The sequence below is a fragment of the Streptomyces sp. NPDC058664 genome (genome assembly GCF_042716635.1).
GTDB lineage: Bacteria > Actinomycetota > Actinomycetes > Streptomycetales > Streptomycetaceae > Streptomyces.
Map to the genome: position 1 here is coordinate 16304 of NZ_JBHXRW010000033.1, position 18545 is coordinate 34848.

Annotated in this window: 18 protein-coding genes; 8 read left to right on the forward strand and 10 right to left on the reverse strand. The window is 71.2% G+C overall.

Features of this window, described 5'->3' with window-relative positions:
* The first annotated feature begins 232 nt into the window (after positions 1-232).
* Positions 233-988: an arylmalonate decarboxylase gene (locus ACFWUY_RS25195; protein ID WP_384113300.1), complete on the forward strand. Its 756-nt coding sequence runs from the start codon at positions 233-235 to the stop codon at positions 986-988.
* 88 nt (positions 989-1076) lie between these two features.
* Here ACFWUY_RS25195 and ACFWUY_RS25200 read toward each other — a convergent pair whose 3' ends face one another.
* From ACFWUY_RS25200 to ACFWUY_RS25220, 5 genes are all read right to left on the reverse strand, one after another.
* Positions 1077-1760, reverse strand: a complete 684-nt coding sequence (locus ACFWUY_RS25200) for a response regulator transcription factor (RefSeq protein WP_384113304.1) — start codon at positions 1758-1760, stop codon at positions 1077-1079.
* Between the two features lie 50 nt (positions 1761-1810).
* Positions 1811-3016, reverse strand: a complete 1206-nt coding sequence (locus ACFWUY_RS25205) for an IS701 family transposase (RefSeq protein WP_384113309.1) — start codon at positions 3014-3016, stop codon at positions 1811-1813.
* Between the two features lie 288 nt (positions 3017-3304).
* Positions 3305-4540: an MFS transporter gene (locus tag ACFWUY_RS25210; RefSeq protein WP_384113312.1), complete on the reverse strand. Its 1236-nt coding sequence runs from the start codon at positions 4538-4540 to the stop codon at positions 3305-3307.
* A gap of 62 nt (positions 4541-4602) precedes the next feature.
* Positions 4603-5211 (reverse strand): sigma-70 family RNA polymerase sigma factor, encoded by a 609-nt coding sequence (locus ACFWUY_RS25215; RefSeq protein WP_384113321.1) that lies wholly within the window; start codon positions 5209-5211, stop codon positions 4603-4605.
* A gap of 163 nt (positions 5212-5374) precedes the next feature.
* On the reverse strand, positions 5375-6322 hold the full coding sequence (locus tag ACFWUY_RS25220; protein WP_384113325.1) for a ScbA/BarX family gamma-butyrolactone biosynthesis protein: 948 nt from the start codon (positions 6320-6322) through the stop codon (positions 5375-5377).
* 111 nt (positions 6323-6433) lie between these two features.
* On the opposite strand from ACFWUY_RS25220, the gene ACFWUY_RS25225 reads away from it, so the two are divergent.
* A complete protein-coding gene (locus tag ACFWUY_RS25225; RefSeq protein WP_384113328.1) occupies positions 6434-7060 on the forward strand; it encodes a ScbR family autoregulator-binding transcription factor in 627 nt (208 codons plus the stop codon).
* A gap of 160 nt (positions 7061-7220) precedes the next feature.
* Here ACFWUY_RS25225 and ACFWUY_RS25230 read toward each other — a convergent pair whose 3' ends face one another.
* On the reverse strand, positions 7221-8120 hold the full coding sequence (locus tag ACFWUY_RS25230; RefSeq protein ID WP_384113331.1) for a TetR family transcriptional regulator: 900 nt from the start codon (positions 8118-8120) through the stop codon (positions 7221-7223).
* Positions 8121-8295: 175 nt separating this feature from the next.
* On the opposite strand from ACFWUY_RS25230, the gene ACFWUY_RS25235 reads away from it, so the two are divergent.
* The 3 genes from ACFWUY_RS25235 to ACFWUY_RS25245 all read left to right on the forward strand — a co-directional run bounded on the left by ACFWUY_RS25235 (position 8296) and on the right by ACFWUY_RS25245 (position 11107).
* The gene (locus ACFWUY_RS25235; RefSeq protein ID WP_384113334.1) at positions 8296-9465 is read left to right on the forward strand and encodes an IS701 family transposase; all 1170 of its coding nucleotides are present in this window, start codon (positions 8296-8298) and stop codon (positions 9463-9465) included.
* A 471-nt stretch (positions 9466-9936) separates the two neighbouring features.
* Positions 9937-10224 (forward strand): hypothetical protein, encoded by a 288-nt coding sequence (locus ACFWUY_RS25240; protein WP_384113337.1) that lies wholly within the window; start codon positions 9937-9939, stop codon positions 10222-10224.
* 226 nt (positions 10225-10450) lie between these two features.
* Positions 10451-11107, forward strand: coding sequence for a hypothetical protein (locus ACFWUY_RS25245; protein WP_384113340.1), 657 nt, complete (start codon positions 10451-10453; stop codon positions 11105-11107).
* A gap of 183 nt (positions 11108-11290) precedes the next feature.
* Here ACFWUY_RS25245 and ACFWUY_RS25250 read toward each other — a convergent pair whose 3' ends face one another.
* The 3 genes from ACFWUY_RS25250 to ACFWUY_RS25260 form a co-directional block, all read right to left on the reverse strand.
* Positions 11291-11623 carry a hypothetical protein gene (locus ACFWUY_RS25250; RefSeq protein ID WP_384113343.1) on the reverse strand — a complete coding sequence of 111 codons (333 nt, stop codon included), beginning with the start codon at positions 11621-11623 and terminating at the stop codon, positions 11291-11293.
* A 183-nt stretch (positions 11624-11806) separates the two neighbouring features.
* Entirely contained in the window at positions 11807-14215 is a 2409-nt protein-coding gene (locus ACFWUY_RS25255; RefSeq protein ID WP_384113346.1) for an HAD-IC family P-type ATPase, read from the reverse strand.
* 88 nt (positions 14216-14303) lie between these two features.
* Positions 14304-14597, reverse strand: coding sequence for a DUF2530 domain-containing protein (locus tag ACFWUY_RS25260; RefSeq protein ID WP_384113352.1), 294 nt, complete (start codon positions 14595-14597; stop codon positions 14304-14306).
* Positions 14598-14761: 164 nt separating this feature from the next.
* Between ACFWUY_RS25260 and ACFWUY_RS25265 the strand changes: the two genes are divergently transcribed.
* The gene (locus tag ACFWUY_RS25265; RefSeq protein WP_384113356.1) at positions 14762-16216 is read left to right on the forward strand and encodes an NCS2 family permease; all 1455 of its coding nucleotides are present in this window, start codon (positions 14762-14764) and stop codon (positions 16214-16216) included.
* Here ACFWUY_RS25265 and ACFWUY_RS25270 read toward each other — a convergent pair.
* Positions 16186-16440: a hypothetical protein gene (locus ACFWUY_RS25270; protein ID WP_384113364.1), complete on the reverse strand. Its 255-nt coding sequence runs from the start codon at positions 16438-16440 to the stop codon at positions 16186-16188. The two genes, ACFWUY_RS25265 and ACFWUY_RS25270, sit on opposite strands and share 31 nt — an antisense overlap.
* Before the next feature lie 210 nt (positions 16441-16650).
* Here ACFWUY_RS25270 and ACFWUY_RS25275 point away from each other — a divergent pair, with 210 nt between their 5' ends.
* Positions 16651-17094, forward strand: a complete 444-nt coding sequence (locus ACFWUY_RS25275) for a MarR family winged helix-turn-helix transcriptional regulator (RefSeq protein WP_384113372.1) — start codon at positions 16651-16653, stop codon at positions 17092-17094.
* A 26-nt stretch (positions 17095-17120) separates the two neighbouring features.
* Positions 17121-18458: an MFS transporter gene (locus ACFWUY_RS25280; protein ID WP_384113378.1), complete on the forward strand. Its 1338-nt coding sequence runs from the start codon at positions 17121-17123 to the stop codon at positions 18456-18458.
* The last annotated feature ends 87 nt before the right edge of the window (positions 18459-18545 follow it).

Here is an 18545-nt window from a genome sequence, read left to right on the forward strand (position 1 = left end):
CAAGAATCGGCTGACGGGGCAGGAGGGTCAAGGAAGTGCGTGTCAGGCTTCCTTGGCTTTTGTCAAGGAGTGTGAGGCCGGGCAAGGAATGCAAGCCGAGGGTGAAGTCGGGTGCGAAAAGCATCGATTGACGGACGCATTGAGGCCGGACGGGAAGGTTCCGTATGGCCGGGCAATTCCATCGGTGCAAGCAACCGGAAAACCGGGAATCACTCCAGGAGACGGGGATTTCATGATGGACCTTCTCGCGACCCCACGGCTCGGCGTCGTCGTCCCGCCGGAGAACCCCACGGCGGAGCCGGAGTTCAACCGGCTGGTCGACGGGCGCATGAACGTGTACACGAGCCGTTTCCCGGTCACACCGGGCCGGGGACTCCTCGGGATGCTGGAGGCGTGGAACGAGGCGCTGCCCGACACCCTGGCGGGCTTCGGCGCCATGGACCTGGACGCCGCCGTCGTCGCCTGCAGCGCCTCGCACTACCTGCTCGGGCCCGAGGGCGACCGGGCTTTCTGCGAGGAGCTCGGCGACCGGGCCGGCTACCCCGTGCGCTCCTCGACCCAGGCCATCCTCGCCGCCTGCGAGCGGCTCGGTGTGGAGCGGCTGACCCTGGTCTCCCCGTACGAGCCGTGGCTGACGGAGACCTCCGTCGGCTTCTGGCGCGCGGCCGGGCTCTCGGTGGACGAGGCGCTTCTCGTCCCGTCCCGGGAGGACCACTTCAACCCGTACGAGGTGACGACCGCGGCGATACTGGAACGGGTCCGTGACGCCCGGCTCGCCGACGACACCGCGCTCCTCTTCACCGGCACCGGCATGGGTACGCTCGCCGCCCTGGAGGAGCTGGGCCGCGACAGCGATCAGGTGCTGCTCACCTCGAACCTCGCCGGCGCCTGGTGGGCCCTGAGCGAGGCCGGCGCCGACGGGGATCCGGCCGGTGGCCACCCGCTGCTCGCCCGGCTGGAGCGGCACACGGCCGCGGTGGCGGCCTGATCCGGTGCCGGTCCCCGCGCACGGGAAGGGCGCGGCCGGTCTTCGGGACCGTCCGCGCCCTCGTCGGCGGTGTCGTCGCCGTATCGGCTCAGACCCGGGCGTGGTCCCTCCGGGCGGCGCCGATCTTGTAGCCGACACCGCGCACCGTGACGATCCACCTGCTGGAGCCGAGCTTGGCCCGGAGGCTGCTGACGTGGGTGTCGATGGTGCGGCTGGACGCCGCGCGGTCGGTCTGCCATACCTTCGCCATCAGTTCCTTCCGGGACACCACCCGCTCGGGGTTGGACGCCAGCACGTACAGGAGTTCGAACTCTTTCGATGTCATGTCCACCAGTCGGCCGTCCAGACGCACCTCCCGTGACCGCCCGTCGACGTGCAGCGGCCGCAGGGAGATCGACTGCGGGGCGCCGTCGGTCCCCGGATTCGCCCGGCGGAGCACCGCTCTTATGCGCGCCATGACCTCGCGGGAGCCGCAGGTCTTCACCACGCAGTCGTCCGCCCCGGCCTGGAGCGCGAGCACCCGGTCCAATTCCGTGTTCCGGCGGCTGAAGGCGATGATCGGCGTGTCCCCGGCCGCTCTTATCGCTCGGCACACCTCCAGGCCGTCCATATCGGGAAGTTCGAGATCGAGCAGGACGAGATCGGCCCGTGGTAGGAGTTTCAGCGCGCCCGATCCGGTGCTGACCCCCCTTGCCTGGTATCCCTGGAGACGCAGGTCCCGCACGATGGAATCGATCGATTCCGAATCCTCCACCACGAGTGCGTTCACCATCTTGGTCGTCAACTCCCTTGGTCTGGATGAGAAATACCGGTCCGAGGATTTCAGGCGCTCTGCGACAGCCTTTCGTCGAGCGCTCCCGTGCGGAGGAGTCGGTCGTAGACATGAGCGGCGGAAACCAGGGTCATGTGGTGGTGCCAGCCGGGGAAGGAGCGGCCCTCGAAGTCGAGCAGCCCGTATTCCCGTTCGAGCACGGACGCCGTGAGGAAGGCGCCCGGCTGCGCCTGGGCGAGGGTCGCCAGCTGCTCCACCCTCCGCCCGGTCAGGTTGGTGATCCACACCCGGGGGGCGCGGGAGTCCGCCGGGCACCGCTCGGTGAAGAGCCGGTACGTCCGGCAGTGGCCGGGCAGCCGTACCAGCTCGGAGACCACCCGCAACCGCCGGCCCCGGCCGGCCGGCGCGGCCGGGTTCACCGCGCGCGGCGGCAGGACGTGGTGCTGCTGAAGGAACTGCCGGGCGCCGATCGGGCCGAGCGGCGTGCTGGCTGCGCCGGGGACGGTCCGGGAGACACGCGGGTCGGCGGGGAGCACCGGCAGCGCGGCGGGCACCGCGATCACGAAGTCGTGGCCGCGCCGGTCGAGGCCCGCGAGGAGCCGCCCGGCGTCGAGGTGTTCGCTCAGGTCGGCCACCACGGGCACGTGGGTCGGCAGTCCGCGCGGCAGGGCCTCCGAGACGGAGTCCACCAGGTCCAGGACGTGCTCCCATACCGGCCGGTGCCGGGCCGAATCGGGAACCCGGGCGCGCTCGCGCAGTTTCGCGTCCTCGTTCCACTGCTGGGGCAGCAGCAGCCGCCACTCCACCGGCAGTTCCTCGTCGCCGGTGGAGACGAAGGCCCCGAGGCCGACCTGGCAGCTGATGGTCCGCCCGGCGGCGGGGACGAAGCGGCGGTGCACCCCGCAGGTGTGTTCGCCCCGTTTGGGCAGGACGACGGTGCCGATGGTCAGCGCCCGTAACGGGAAGTGCTCGGTCGCCAGCCGGATCAGCTCCCGCCGGGCGGGCACCCAGTCCCAGGGGCTGGCACTGATGAACTGGTGCAGCGACTGGGAGGTGGTGGCCGGGGCGGCGGAGACCGAGGCGGCGAGCCGGCGGATGGACTTCCGGCCCGGTGTGGTCAGCAGCCCCCGCAGGTAGAGCTGGGCCCAGCGGCGCTGGTCCGCCCTCGGCAGATGGGCGAAGAGCGATTCCGCGAAGCGGGAGACCCGTGTGTCGTGGCCCGGAGCCCCTGCTCCGGCCGTGCGGTGTTCCTCCATGCCGTGTTCCTCCCCCGTCAGGTGACACAGAAAGAATAACGAACGCCCTCTTTTTTTGCGAGGGAAGGGAAGGGGCCTCCGCGACTTCGCCAAGTCGGACAGCCCAGGTCGGTTTTCGGCCGCGCCACGGCCCGACACTGCGCCGGGACCCCCGCGCCGACCGCTCCCGCAGGGCCGACCGGCACCGGGCCGGGCCCTCGCGCCGACCGCTCCCGCACGGACGGACGGCCGCGCCGGGGCCCGTACCGCACGGATGCGGACACGGGCCCCGGCGCGGCCGTCCCTCGGCTACGAGCTCGCGCCCGCGCCCGCCCGCTCGGCGGGGAAGCCGTGCGTGCGTGCCCCGACCACCACGGCCAGGACCGGCACGATCAGGATCAGTACGCTCCACGGGAAGGACCCGGAGCCGAACAGGTCGAGCAGCAGTCCGCCGGCCAGTCCGCCGGCGGCCATGGCCACGTTCCACAGGGTGACGAGCATGGCCTGGGCCGCGTCGGCGGCCTCGTCGCCGCCCGCGCCGCCCGCGTCGCCCGCCGCCGTCTGCAGCAGGGTCGGCACGCCGCCCCAGCCGAGGCCCCACAGCGTCACCGCCGCGTAGATGACGACGGTGTTGCCGGAGAGGACGGCGAGCGCGGCGGCCGCCACCCCCATGAGCAGCACGCTCGCGAGCGTCAGCACCCGTAGCCGGCGGTTGATCCCGACGCCGACCACCCAGATGCTCAGCAGGGACGCGCCGCCGAAGACGAGCAGCACCAGGTCGGTCGAGCCACCCAGGCCGAGCTCGTCGAGGAAGATCGCGATGAAGGTGTAGAGGATGGTGTGCGCGAGCACGAGGACGAGCGTCACGAAGAGGACGGGCGTCACGCCGGGCACCTTCAGCGCGCTCAGCATCGGGGCCCTCCTGCCCTCCTCCTTCTGTCCCGGGTAGTCCGGTACGGCCGCGGCGATCCAGCCGAGCAGGATCACCGTGAGGCCGGTCATGACCAGGAAGGCCACCTGCCAGTTCACGGCCTTGCCGAGGAAGGTGCCGGCCGGCACGCCGAGCGAGAGGGCGACCGGGATGCCGGCCATGGCGATCGCGATCGCCTTGCCCTGGAGGTGCTTCGGCGCCATCCGCCGGGCGTAGCCGGCGAGCAGCGCCCAGGCGAGACCCGCGGCCACACCGGCGACGAACCGGGCGCCCATGGTCAGCAGGTACGAGGTGGAGACCGCGGTCACCGTGTTGGCGATGGCGAAGCCGGTCATCGCGGTGAGCAGCAGCCGCTTACGCCGCCAGGCGGCGGTGGCCGCGCTCAGCGGGATCGCGGTCAGCGCGGTGCCGATCGCGTAGATGGTGACCGTCTGACCGGCCGCCGACTCGCCGACGCCGAGGTCGGCGCTCATCGCGGGCAGCAGACCGGCCGGCAGGGTCTCGGTGAGGCTGGTGATGAAGACCGCCGTGGCGAGGGCGAGCAGGGCGAGCAACGGCAGCCGTGGCGGCCCGGCCTCCTCCGTCCGTACGTGGGCGGGCGCATGTGTGGTCATGGGGTATCAGCTCGCATCTCCGCCCGCGTCCGGGCGCGGGTGTCGTGGGTGAGGGGTGGATGTCAGGCCCCGGCGGCGGAAGCGGTGTCCGCCCGGTAGCCGAACTGTCCGTCCAGGAGCGACCGCAGCCGCCTGCGGCCGCGGTGCAGACGGGAGTTGACGGTGCCGCAGGGGATGCCGACGAGCGAGGCGATCTCCCCGTACGGCAGCCCTTCGACGTCGGCCAGGTAGACGACGGTCCGGAAGTCGCAGGGGATCGACCGCAGCGCCTCGCTGATCACCGGGTCCGGGATCCGGGCCATGACCTGTGCCTCGACCGACGGCAGGCCCTCGGCCGTGTGCGAGGCCGCGCGGGCGAGCTGCCGGTCCTCGATGCCCGAGCTGGTCGAGTACGTCTGCTCGACCCGTCGCTTCCGGCAGGCGGTCAGGTGGACGTTGGTGAGGATCCGATGGAACCAGGCCCGCAGATTGGTGCCGGGCCGGAACTGGTGGAAGCTGCGGTACGCCCGGGCGTACGTCTCCTGTACCAGGTCCTCGGCGTCCGCGGGGTTCTTGGTGAGCCGCATGGCCCGGGCGTACAGCTGGGGACGAAAGCCGACGGCGTCCCGCTCGAAGCGGGCCGTGCGCTGCTCGTCCGTCTCGGCGGCGGGGGCGATGGTCGTGTCCGTCATGGCCGGGAGCATTACATAGAAAACGTTCGGTTTTCTTTTGGGGCGGGGCGATCCGCGACGACCTTGGCAACTTCCGGAACGGCGTGTGAAATCGGTTTCCCGGCACGGGTCCGGCCCGCCGCGGTGGGGGACGCGACGGCCCGGACCGGGTGTGTCGGGCGTACTAGAAGGCGGAGACGGACGCCATCTCCGCGATGGCCGAGAAGGCGGATCCCTCGCCCTGGAGGGCGTCCACGCGGAGCCGGTGGCGGCCGGGAGCGGACTCCCCGGGAAGCGCCTCGGCCTCGATCCAGCAGGGTGAGTCGAACTCCACGTACCGGCTGAAGCGCACGTCCATGGAGAGCGGCAGCGCCGGCCCCCGGGACGGGGTCAGGGCGTGGGCCGCCTGTCGTACGGACTCCAGCAGGACCATGCCCGGCACGTGGTCGACGGGGTGGTCGAAGAGGACCGGGTGCGTGGTGTCCACCCGGAGGCGCCAGCGGCCGGGCTCCCCGGACGGGGAGAGCACCACGTCCTGGTCGCGACCGCGGCCGACCAGACCCGGCGGGACGGGGGACGTCGGCGCGGGTGCGCCGCCGAACATGCCGGCCACGTCACCGCGGCCCGCCCGCAGTCGCTGGTACACCGCGGGCGAGTGACAGCCGAACTCGGTCTCGGCCACGGCGACCGGCGCGCCGTGGCGGAGGACTTCGATGCGCATCCTGATCGAGGCGGGCAGGGACCGGAGGTACCGGATGTCGGAGCACGAGACGCGCAGCTCGACCTCGGCAGGCGCGCCGGTGATGTGCAGGCCCGAGGGGTCGATCTCGTACCGCAGGTCACGCCAGCTGAGCTGGTAGCCGAAGGGCATGTCGTAGGCGACGTGGGCGAGCAGCGGGAAGGTCTGCCGGACCGTCTCGCACAGCATGAGAGGGTCGTACATCCCGCGCTCGGGGGTGTAGAAGCAGTGGCTGCGCGGCCACTGGGCGTTGACCGTGAAGGAGTCGGGGCCGTTCCTGCGCCAGTCTGTCAGGAAGACCTCGGACAGGGCTGCCCGGTGGACGTACTCCCGGGGAACCGTGGTGGTGAGCTGGGTGCGTAAGACGCCGGAACGTTCCATCGTGGTAGGCATGCCTCTCCCCCTGGCGTGCGGATGTGGAGGCCCGGCCGATCTACCGATGGCGGGACCTTGCCTGTAAAATAAGGGTGTTCGTTTTTTTTGTCGAGGGATTACGGGGCGCCCATGGATGAGCCGAAGCAGGAACGGGCGGTGAAGACGCGGAACGTCATCCTCCACGCCGCCGCCGAGGTGTTCGACGAGCACGGCTTCAGTGGAGCCAGCATCAGCAAGATCATGAACCGGGCCGGGGTGACCCAGGGCGGCATGTACTTCCACTTCAAGTCGAAGCGGGGCCTCGCCATGGCCGTCATGGCGAGTCAGCAGGACTTCGTGGAGCCCCCCGAGCGCTCCTCGGGTCTCCAGGCGCTGATCGACCTCACCTTCTACCTGGCCCGCGAGCTCCAGCGGAATGTGGTGTTCCGGGCAAGTGTGCGGCTCGCGGTCGAGCAGGGCGAGTTCGGCATCCGGAGCGACACGCCCTACCAGGAGTGGGTGGACTACTTCCTGAAGCACCTGCGCGTGGCGCGCGAGCTGGGCGAGCTCCTGCCGGACGTCGACGAGGGCGAGTTCGCCACGACCCTCGTGGGTGCCTATACCGGGGTTCAGCTCTACTCGAACATCGTCAGCGAGCGGAAGGACCTTCCGCGGCGCATCGCCCTGCTGTGGCAGTTCACGCTGCCGGCCGTCGCGGCCCCCGAGGTCCGCGAACGGCTCCGCATCCGCCCGGGCAAGGGGGACTTCCCCGCCTGACGACGGCCGTGTCGGCCACCGTCTCGGTCGCGTCGGCCGGGACCGTGGCGGCTACTGCTACTGCTACTGCTACGGCGGCGTCGGCCACTGTCATGGTCGCGGCGGCCACCGCTACGGCCGCGCCGGCCACCCTTGCGGTCGCGGTGGCCGGGATCGTGGCTCAGCCCTCCACTGCCCGGCCACCCCCGGCGTCCTGGGCGCCGTCCGCGGCACCTCCGGCGTCCTGGGGACCGCCCGAGACGCCTCCGGTCTTCCGGGTACCGCCCGCGGTACCCCCGGCCTCCCGGTCGCCCAGGTCCACTCGGGCGTCCACGGCCTCTCCGGCCTCCCCGGACTGCCGGGTTTCCGGAGCTTCGAGGGCATCCGAGGCTCCCCGGTCGGCCGGGACGTCCGGGGCATTACGGACACCGGGGACACCGGGGGTACCAGGGCCACCCGAGGCGACCGGGGAGGGAAGACCCGCACCGGTGTCGCCCGTCGCCGAGACTCCCGCGAGAGCCAGTCGCCAGACCCGGTTCAGCTGGTCGACGGGGCTCTCCGGCTCGCCCTCCGTGCCCGGCCGGGCGCGCAACGAGGCCTCCGCCCCACCGGTCAGGTACTCCACCAGGATCGTCACGTCCTCCGGCGGGGCGCCGTCGCGGAGCTGCCCCGTCCGGTGGGCCTCGTCCAGCAGGTCCCGGACCGTCGGCAGCCAGTTGCCCGACCAGGAGGCGCCTCCCGGGAGCTCCCGGGCCAGCCGGACGCTCGCCCGTACCAGGACCTCACGCTCCATCAGCCGCGCTAACTCGACGGTGAGGTCGACCACGGCGCGCAGCGCCGAGGTCCGCTCGGCGGTGACCCGCTCCAGCGCGGTCCGTGTGACGGCGTGGCCTTCCTCCCGCACGGCCTCGGCCAGATCGGCCTTGGAGGCGAAATGGAAGGTGACCGCTCCTATGGACACGCCTGCGGCCTTGCTGATCTGGGACAGCGACGTACCGGCGTATCCGTCGCGGTCGAACTCCGCCGCGGCCGACCGAACGAGTCCCGCGCGGGTGCGTACGGCCCTCTCCTGTTTCACCATGCTGACTCCGAGTGAGCTCCTGAAATGAGCATCCTCGGCGGTCGTCCCAAGGGTCGGCAACGCCGAGTTGGTCAAGATGCGACGCGATTTCCTCCGGGCCCGTCGGAGGGGCCCGCAGCCTCCGCGGGGCGCCCGGCGGGACACCAGGAAAGAGAACGTTCGCTATTCTTTGACCATGGTCACCCTCCCGCCCGACGACGTCGTCTCCCGCTTCACCGAGCGGGTCTTCGAACCGCTGGCGCGGGCCGACCAGCGCGCCTGGGCATGGAGATACCTGCGGGCCCTGCTGACCACCCCCGGCAAGAAGTCCGCCCGCCGACTGGCCGCCAGCGTCTCGGCCTCGCCGACGGCGGCCCAGGCCCTGCACCAGTTCGTCAACGTCAGCCCCTGGGACTGGACCCCAGTGCGCGAGGAGCTGGTCCGCTGGACCGAACGACGGCTCGCCCCACAGGCCTGGGTCGTCGACCTGGCTGTGCTGCCGAAGCGCGGCGAGCACTCCTGCGGGGTGCACCGCCGCTTCGTCGCCGCCGCCGGACGGGCCGTCACCTGCCAGGTGGGAGTGGGCGCCTTCCTCGCCACGGCGGCCGACGCGGTACCCGTCGACTGGCGCCTCCAACTGCCCGGCGCCTGGGGCAAGAACCAGCACTACCGCCGGCGCGCCCGGATACCCGACGACGTGGGCTTCCGGCCGCCCGAGCAGCACGCCCTCGAACTCGTCGACGCCCTGGCCGTCGCGAGCCGCGCCGCCCCCGTCCCGGTCGTCGCCCACTTGGGCGCGACCCCCCGGGCGGGCGCCCTCGTGCGGGGGCTCGCGGCCCGGAACCAGGACTTCGTGCTGGCCGTTCCCGACGGACTGCGGGTCAGGACCGCCCGCCCCGCCGGCCACCCGCCTTGCCCCCACCGCGAGGGATGCGGCCCGGTGCGCACGGCCCGTGGGGTGCTCGACCACGGCCCGGGCCCGCTCCGCACCGAGGACACGGTCCGGCCCGGCGGCCGTGAGCACCGTGCCGCGGTCGCGACGGCCCTCGTGCACCCCGTCGACCGCCCCTCGCTGGGCACCCCGCACCGCGCCTACCGCCTCTTCATGGTTCGCTCAGGGGAGAGCCGGCCCCCGTCCCAGCTGTGGCTCACCAACATGACCCACGCCCGCACCGAGAACCTCCTCGCCCTCACCCGCCTCCCCGCCCGCGCCCGTCAGACCACCCGCCACCTGGAGGACGACCTGGGCCTCCTCGACTTCGAGGGCCGCTCGTACCCCGGTTGGCACCACCACATGACCCTGGTCTCCGCCGCCTACGCCCTCCACCACCTCCACCACAGGCCCCGCTTGGCCGTCGGAGCGTGACGGAGGTGCGGCGGGACGCCCGGAACACACGCTGATCCCGCCCCCGACGACCTGTGGGAGCGGGCGACCCGGCCACCGCCGCCCCCGGACGGCTACGCGCTCCCGACCGGGCGGCCCGTGCCGCCGCGAACTCCCGGGTGCCCCGAGGGAGGACCGGCATCGTCGGTGTGTCCTGGCCGCCCTCACGATCGTCCGGACCCAGCCTGCTGAGCAGCCTCCCCTCCTCCCGCGTTCGGCCAGGTGATGGTCGTACCGTCCGGAGCGGCCGTGATCCGGAAGCGGTCGAGGGCCGGTGAACCGTCTCGCCGCCAGCGGGTCGCGTGGTCCTCGATCCGGCTCCACAGGTGGTCCCGACCGCGCTGGTGGACGGTCCGCCGTGGGCCGTCGCGTCGAAGCGCGGCCCATGACCCGGCCTCGACCTCGAGGAGTACGGGCGCAGCCCGGAGTCGATCCGTACGCTGAACACCCGTCGTGCGGCTCGCGCCCGGTGTCGACGAGTGGCTGGCCAGGGACGCGAGTCCGGAGCAGGTGATCCGTACGCTCACGGCCGCCCTCCCGCCCGCCCGCGTTCCCGTCCACCACCCGGGCCGGTTCGTCGAGTTCCGGCTCTCCGCCCTCCTGCCGCCCCTGCTGGCCGCCGTACCGCCGCCGTCCGCGACCGACGGGCCCGCGCCGCTCGTCAACTGCGACGGGTGCGACCGGGCCTTCCGCAGTCACGACCCGGACGCCGAGTGCGCCGAGTGCCGGTCCGCTGCCTGACCGGTCGGCCGCTCGGCGTGCCGTGGACAACGGCCGGTGTCGGAGGCGGGTGGGAGGATCCCTCCCGTGCCACTGCCCTACCCCGATGATCTGACGTCCCTGGTTCTTCGTACCGACTTCGGTGACGACGAGGCCTGGGCCGTGTTCCGGACCACGACCGGTCAGGCCCATGACGGCCCTGACCGCTGCCCGGGGCTCCGGTGACCCCTCGCGATACGGTGCTGCGATGTCTCGATCAGTCGAAGCCGGATCAATGTCGTCTCCCGTCACCGCGGACGACGTCGACCTTGCCGTGCGGCTCGCCGTGGGCGTCCTTCGGGACGCACCCGCGGAGGGGTGGGGCGGAAAGGCCGGTTCGCTGGAGTGGGACTGCTGGGAGACCGCCGAGCACCTCGCCAACGACCTGTTCTACTACGCCGTGCAGCTGGGGCCGCAGAGCCCGCCGCTGGACACCCATGTGCCTTTCGCGTTGAGCCGGACGAGGCCGGACGGACCCGCGGTCTTCGTCTTCGCGGACCGCGACGCGGGTCCGGCCGGCCTGGTGCAGGTGCTGGAGGCGTGCGGCGCGCTGCTGGGCGCCATGGTGCGTACGACGCCGCCCCGGGTCCGCGCCCACCACGCCGCCGGGGTGTCGGACCCCGAAGGCTTCGCGGCGCTGGGGCTGCAGGAGACGCTGGTGCACATGCACGATCTGGCGGAAGGCTTCGGGCTTTCCTGGACCCCGCCCTCCGCTCTCTGCTCGCGGGTGCTCGCCCGTCTGTTTCCAGAGGCGCCGGGCGGCGCGGATCCCTGGCTCACCCTGTTGTGGGCCACCGGCCGCGCCGAACTGCCGGGGCACCCTCGTCTCACCACGTGGCGCTCGGACAGCACACCGCGGTCATAGGGGCGGACGGCTCCATCACGGCGGTGAGCCGTTCCGCCGCCCGTGACTGACGTGGGACGGGCAACTCGCGTGGGGCGGGCAGGAAGGCCGAAGCCCCGAGCCGTGTCGGCCCGGGGCTTCGGAGAGGTGATCGGAGAAGTGAACGGCGGTCGGTCAGGGCCGGCCCCGGTCAGGACCGAACGGTCAGCCCTCGACCCAGGAAGCGCTGCCCGCCCCTGAACCGCCCCCGCACTCGCCCGCCGAGGTGCCGCGCTGGCCGGAGTTCAGCGTGACCCACTGGCCGTACGTGTCCGGCCACCAGCCGCAGACGATGGTGACGCGGAAGGCGATGGCGCGGTTGGTGTGGTTGGTGCAGTCCGCGAAGCCCTGGTAGCCGTTGACCCACGTCTGGCAGTTCAGTGCGTTGGCCGCCGCGCGGGGTGCCGCCCCGGTGGTGTGGGCGGTCGCGGGGGCACCCGCCGAGAGCAGGGCGGCCCCGACGAGCGCGGCCAGGGTGACAGGCATCTTGCGTCGCATCAGTTACTCCTTGGCAGGATCTCCGTCGCACTACCACGGATGGCTCCACGCGCATGCCCCCGAGGAGCGCTCCTCGTCGCCCTTGTGTCGAACCGCAGGTCCGAGCCCCGCGACGCCGGCGTGGTGCTGGATGTAGTGCTCAATGAGATAACGGACATCCCGCCCGGAGGGTGCGGAGTTTCATCACGCCGGGAACCGCCGGTCCACCCACCGCCACGCGGTCTCGAGCAGCAGTCCTCCCGCCGCCGCGACGGCGACCGCCGTCCACGGCATCGTCACGCCCACCAGCTTCAGGGCGAAGAAGTCCTGGAGCCAGGGGACGACCAGGACGAGCAGGAAGGCGCCGCCCATCGTGGCGACCAGGGCGAGGCGCCACCAGGTGTACGGGCGGGCGATGATCGCCAGGACCCACATGGAGACCAGGAAGAGGGTGAGGGTGGCGGCGCTGGTCTCGGCCGGCAGGGCCCCCGGGCCCGTGTAGTGGTGGCGGGCCAGGAGGTACGTGGTGAAGGTGGCCGCCGCCGCGATGACGCCGCCGGGGATCGCGTACCGCATGACCCGCCGTACGAAGTTCGGCTTCGCACGTTCCTTGTTGGGGGCGAGCGCGAGGAAGAACGCCGGTACGCCGATCGTGAGGGTGGAGAGGAGCGTGAGGTGGCGGGGGAGGAAGGGGTACTCCACCTGGGAGCAGACCACCAGGACCGCCAGGAGGACCGAGTAGACCGTCTTGGTGAGGAAGAGGGTCGCCACCCGGGTGATGTTGCCGATGACCCGGCGGCCCTCCGCCACCACCGACGGGAGGGTGGCGAAGCTGTTGTTCAGGAGGACGATCTGGGCCACCGCCTTCGTCGCCTCCGAGCCCGAGCCCATCGAGACGCCGATGTCGGCGTCCTTCAGGGCCAGCACGTCGTTGACGCCGTCGCCCGTCATCGCGACGGCGTGGCCGTGGGACTGGAGCGCCGCGACCATGTCCCGTTTCTGCTGCGGGGAGACCCGGCCGAAGACCGCGTTCTCGTCGAGGACCTTCGCCATCTCCTCCCGGTCGGCGGGGAGGGTGCGGGCGTCGACCGTGTTCTTCGCGCCCTCCATGTCGAGCTTCGCGGCGACCGCGCCGACCGAGACCGCGTTGTCGCCCGAGATGATCTTCGTGGCGACGTTCTGGTCGGCGAAGTAGGCGAGGGTGTCGGCGGCCTCGGGGCGGAGGCGTTGTTCCAGGACCACGAGCGCGGTCGGGTGGGCGTCGGTGGTGACCCCGGGATCGTCGAGTTCGTGTGTCGTACGGGCCAGGAGGAGGACCCGCAGGCCCTGCTCGTTGAGGTGGTCGATCTCGGTCAGGGCCGGGTCGTCGGCGGGGAGGAGGACGTCGGGGGCGCCCAGGAGCCAGGTGGAGTTCTCGCCGTCGCCCTCGCTGAACGCGGCGCCGCTGTACTTCCGTGCGGAGGAGAACGGCAGTGCCTCCGTGCACCGCCACTCCACCGTCTCCGGGTACGCCTCGATGATGGCCCGGAGGGAGGCGTTGGGACGCGGGTCGGATTCGCCGAGGGCGCCGAGGACCTTCCGTACGTACGCCTCGTCCGAGCCGCCCAGTGGACGGAGCTCCGTGACGTCCATGCCGCCCTCGGTGAGCGTGCCCGTCTTGTCCAGGCAGACGACGTCGACGCGGGCGAGGCCCTCGATGGCGGGCAGCTCCTGCACGAGGCACTGTTTGCGGCCCAGGCGTACGACTCCGATGGCGAAGGCGACCGAGGTGAGCAGGACGAGGCCCTCGGGGATCATCGGGACGATGCCGCCGACCGTACGGGCGATCGAGTCCTTGAGGTCGTTGTCCTTGACGACGAGCTGGCTGATGATCAGGCCGAGCGCGGTCGGGACCATCATCCACGTCACGTACTTGAGGATCGTGGAGATGCCGGAGCGCAGTTCGGAGTGGACGAGCGTGAAGCGGGAGGCCTCCTCGGCGAGCTGTGCCGCGTACGCCTCGCGGCCGACCTTCGTGGCCGTGAAGGCGCCGCCGCCGGCGACCACGAACGAGCCCGACATCATCGGGTCGCCGGGTTTCTTCACCACCGGGTCGGCCTCGCCGGTGAGGAGCGATTCGTCGATCTCCAGGCTGTCGGCCTCGGCGACGACGCCGTCGACGACGACCTTGTCGCCGGGGCCGAGCTCGATCAGGTCGCCGAGGACGATCTCGGAAGTCGAGAGCTCCGCCGTCACGCCGTCGCGGCGGACGGTCGGCCTGGCCTCTCCGATGACGGCGAGTCCGTCGAGGGTCTTCTTGGCGCGGAGTTCCTGGATGATGCCGATGCCGGTGTTGGCGATGATCACGAAGCCGAAGAGGCTGTCCTGGATCGGTGCGACGCAGAGCATGATCACCCAGAGCACGCCGATGATCGCGTTGAAGCGGGTGAGGACGTTGGCGCGGACGATGTCGGTCGCCGAGCGGGAGCTCCGTACCGGTACGTCGTTGACCTCGCCGCGTGCGACGCGCTCGGCGACCTCGGCCGAGGTGAGCCCGGCGGCGCGGTGGACGACGGGCGGGCCGGCCGTCCCGGTCCCGCTGCCGCCCGTGTCGATCTTCGCCCGCTGAGTCATGTTTTCGACGGTACGACCGGAACGGGGCGTTCACCTGCCGAGCAGGGCGAAGATCCGACCGGGGGAGGAGGGGAAGGGTCCCCCGGTACTACGCGCCGGGGCGCGGTCCCTCGGAGGTCGCCGCCCCCGCCGACTCCGCCGCCTCGTGGCGCTTGATCGCCGCGTCCCGCTTCCGTACGTACCAGATGCCGATCAGGCCGAGGCCCGCGCCGGCCAGGCAGGTCCACACCCACCAGGTGAGGTCCCGGTCGTCGAACCAGCCGTAGAAGGGGACCTGGACGAGGAAGAGGACGAACCAGAGGATCGTTCCGCCGGTGATGGTGGCGACGACGGGCCCTTCGAGGGGCTCGGGTGCCTCGTGCTTCGGTGTCCACTTCGCCATGGGCTCAGTCTAGGTGGCCCGCATTCATATCTACGCGCGGAGATAGACGGCCGCTCGCTCATGTGTTCATACTGAAACGGTTTGCCTCTGGCGGGTTTCCTTCGTATGAACCGCCAAAAGATCCCTTAAACGGACTTCTCCGCTCCGAAGAGGAACCCACCCCCATGAGCACCACGGCCACCGCCAAGGCCACGTCCCCCGAGGGACTCCAGGGCCCCGACGCTCCCGTCTCGGGCCTCGACCGCTACTTCAAGATCTCCGAGCGCGGCTCGACCGTCGCCCGCGAGGTCCGTGGCGGTCTCGCCACCTTCTTCGCGATGGCCTACATCATCGTGCTGAACCCGATCATCCTCGGCAGCGCCAAGGACATGTACGGGCACCAGCTCGACGGCGGCCAGCTCGTCACCGCCACCGTCCTCACGGCGGCGTTCTCGACGCTCCTCATGGGCGTCATCGGCAACGTCCCGATCGCCCTCGCCGCCGGCCTCGGCGTCAACACCGTCGTCGCGCTCCAGCTCGCGCCGAAGATGTCCTGGCCGGACGCCATGGGCATGGTCGTCCTCGCCGGCGTCGTCGTGATGCTGCTCGTCGCGACCGGTCTGCGCGAGCGCGTCATGAACGCGGTCCCGGTCGGCCTGCGCAAGGGCATCGCGATCGGCATCGGCCTCTTCATCATGCTGATCGGCCTCGTCGACTCGGGCTTCGTCTCCCGCATCCCCGACGCCGCGCACACCACCGTCCCGCTCCAGCTCGGCGGCGACGGCCACCTCACCGGCTGGCCCGTCCTGGTCTTCGTCCTGGGCACGCTCCTCACCCTGGCCCTGATCATCCGCAAGGTGCCGGGCGCGATCCTCATCTCGATCGTCGTCATGACGATCGTCGCGATGGTGATCAACGCGGTCGCGACCGTCCCCTCCTGGGGCCTGACCACCCCGGAGTGGCCGGGCAACCCGGTGGCCTCCCCCGACTTCGGTCTCGTCGGCGAGGTCAGCCTCTTCGGCGGCTTCGAGAAGGTCGGCTACCTGACCGGCGTCCTCTTCGTCTTCACCGTGCTGCTGTCCTGCTTCTTCGACGCCATGGGCACGATCCTCGGCGTCGGCGACGAGGCCAAGCTGATCGACAAGGACGGCGACTTCCCCGGCATCAACAAGGTCCTGCTCGTGGACGGCCTGGCCGTCGCCTCCGGCGGCGCGACCTCCTCCTCGGCCACCACCTGCTTCGTGGAGTCCACGGCGGGCGTCGGCGAGGGCGCGCGCACGGGCCTCGCCTCGGTCGTGACCGGCGGTCTGTTCTCGGTGGCGCTGTTCCTCACGCCGCTGGCCACGATGGTCCCGTCCCAGGCGGCGACGCCCGCGCTGCTCGCGGTCGGCTTCCTGATCCTGGCCGGTTCGGTCAAGGACATCGACTGGAGCGACTTCACCATCGCGGTGCCGGCGTTCCTGGCCATGGTGATGATGCCGTTCACGTACTCGATCACGAACGGCATCGGCATCGGCTTCATCGCGTTCAGCGTGCTGCGTCTCGCGGCCGGCCGGGGCCGTGAGGTCCCGGTGGCCATGTACGCCGTGTCGGCGGTCTTCGTCTTCTACTACGCGATGCCGGCGCTCGGCCTCACGTGATCCCGGGGCGCCTCGGCCGCCGGCTCCGTGCCGGTGGCCGTGTCGGCCGCCCCGTAGAACCTCTCCGTCTCGTCGACGGCGGTCTTGAACCGCTCGTCGAAATCCTCCCGAATGAGCGTCCGGACGACATAGTCCTGGACGCTCATTCCTCTTCTCGCGGCGTGACTCCTGAGCCGGTCGAGCAGCTCACCGTCGATGCGCAGGCTGAGCACTGTCGATCCCATGCCGTTCAGGGTCGGGGCAGCTGGGGCCTCTTTGCGTCACTTTCTGGATCTGACTCACTCGTTTGGGTGATACATGGATGCCGAAGTGTGATCCGTCCGGCGCTGTGCTGCCGAATGCGCCACCAGGAGTCGTCCGTGCGGGTGTGATCCGTGCGACGTCGGCGCACTCTCGTTAGTACTTAGCGAGAGTAATGAGTTAGGCTAACGAACATGCCAGACCTGTCCCACGGCACCGCTGACGACGACGCGGCCGTGAACGCACTCCGCTCCTCCGTCATGCGCCTCGGCCGACGCCTCAAGCACCAGCGCGTCGACGAGTCGCTGAGCCCCACCGAGATGTCGGTGCTCGGCACCCTCGCGCTCTGCGGCTCCGCCACCCCCGGCGAGCTGGCCCGCAAGGAGCACGTCCAGCCGCCGTCGATGACCCGCATCGTCGCGCTGCTCGAAGCCAAGGGACTGGTCCGGCTGGAGCCGCACCCCGACGACCGCCGGCAGAAGGTCGTCAGCCAGACCGAGCGGGCCGAGGCCATGCTCGAAGAGTCCCGCCGCAAGCGGAACGCCTGGCTGGCCGCCCTCGCCGAAGGCCTGGACGAGGACGAATGGGCCAAGCTGCGCGCGGCCGCCCCGGTCCTGGAGAAGCTCGCCCACCTGTAATCCATGCGCCAAGGAGGCGACGCGCTTTGAGTACGGGACCCGGAGCAGACTCCGCACCCGTCCACAAACCCACCCTCAAGACCCGTGGGCGGGGGGAAACCTTCTCCTCGCTCCGTATCCGCAACTACCGGCTGTTCTTCACCGGAGCCATCGTCTCCAACACCGGTACGTGGATGGCCCGCATCACCCAGGACTGGCTGGTCCTGAGCCTCACCGGCTCGGCCGCCGCCGTCGGCGTCACCACGGCCCTGCAGTTCCTGCCGATGCTGCTCTTCGGCCTGTACGGCGGTGTCATCGCCGACCGCTACCCGAAACGGCTCCTGCTGCTCTTCAGCCAGGCAGCCCTCGGCCTCTGCGGCCTCGCGCTCGCCGTCCTCACCCTCTCCGGCCACATCCAGGTCTGGCACGTCTACCTGATCGCCTTCCTCCTCGGCATGGTGACCGTCGTCGACAACCCGACCCGGCAGGCGTACGTCGCCGAGATGGTCGGCCCGGAGCAGCTCCGCAACGCCGTCTCGCTCAACTCCGCGAACTTCCAGTCCGCGCGGCTCGTCGGACCGGCCGTCGCCGGTGTCCTCATCGCCGGAGTCGGCAGCGGCTGGGCCTTCCTCCTCAACGGCCTGTCCTTCCTCGCCCCCCTCGTCAGCCTCCTGCTGATGCGGACGAGCGAACTCCACAAGGTGGAGCGCGCCCCGCGCGGCAAGGGCCAGCTGCGGGAGGGCCTGCGATACGTGGCCGGGCGGCCCGACCTGATCTGGCCGATCGTCCTCGTCGGCTTCATCGGCACCTTCGGGTTCAACTTCCCGATCTGGCTCACCGCCTTCTCGGGCGACGTCTTCCACGTCGGCGCCGGCACGTACGGCTTCCTCAACACCCTGATGGCGGCCGGCTCCCTGGTGGGCGCCCTCGCGGCGGCCCGGCGCGGCTCGACCCGGCTCCGGATGCTGGTCCTCGCGGCCGGCGTCTTCGGCGTCCTGGAGATCGCGGCGGCCCTGTCGCCCGCCTTCTGGCTGTTCGCGCTGCTGCTCGTACCGATCGGCATGATCGGCCTCACGGTCAACATCACCGCGAACTCGGCCGTCCAGATGGCGACCGACCCCGCCATGCGGGGCCGGGTGATGAGCCTCTACATGATGGTCTTCGCCGGCGGTACGCCGATCGGCGCGCCGCTCCTCGGCTGGGTCACCGACACGTACGGCGCCCGCGTCGGCTTCGCCACGGGCGGTGTGATCTCGCTCCTCGCGGCGATCGTCGTGGGCCTGGTCCTGGCCAGGGTCGGCGGCCTCAAGGTCGCCTGGGCCTGGCGCCACGGCCACCCGCAGGTCCGCTTCGTGGCCCGCGAACGGCTGGCGACGGCGGCCTGACCCTCCGGGGCGGGGGCGGAAGTCCTGCCTCCGCCCCGGCCCTCCGGCAGGTCCCCGAATCTTCCCTTCTGCCCCCTCGCTTTCCTG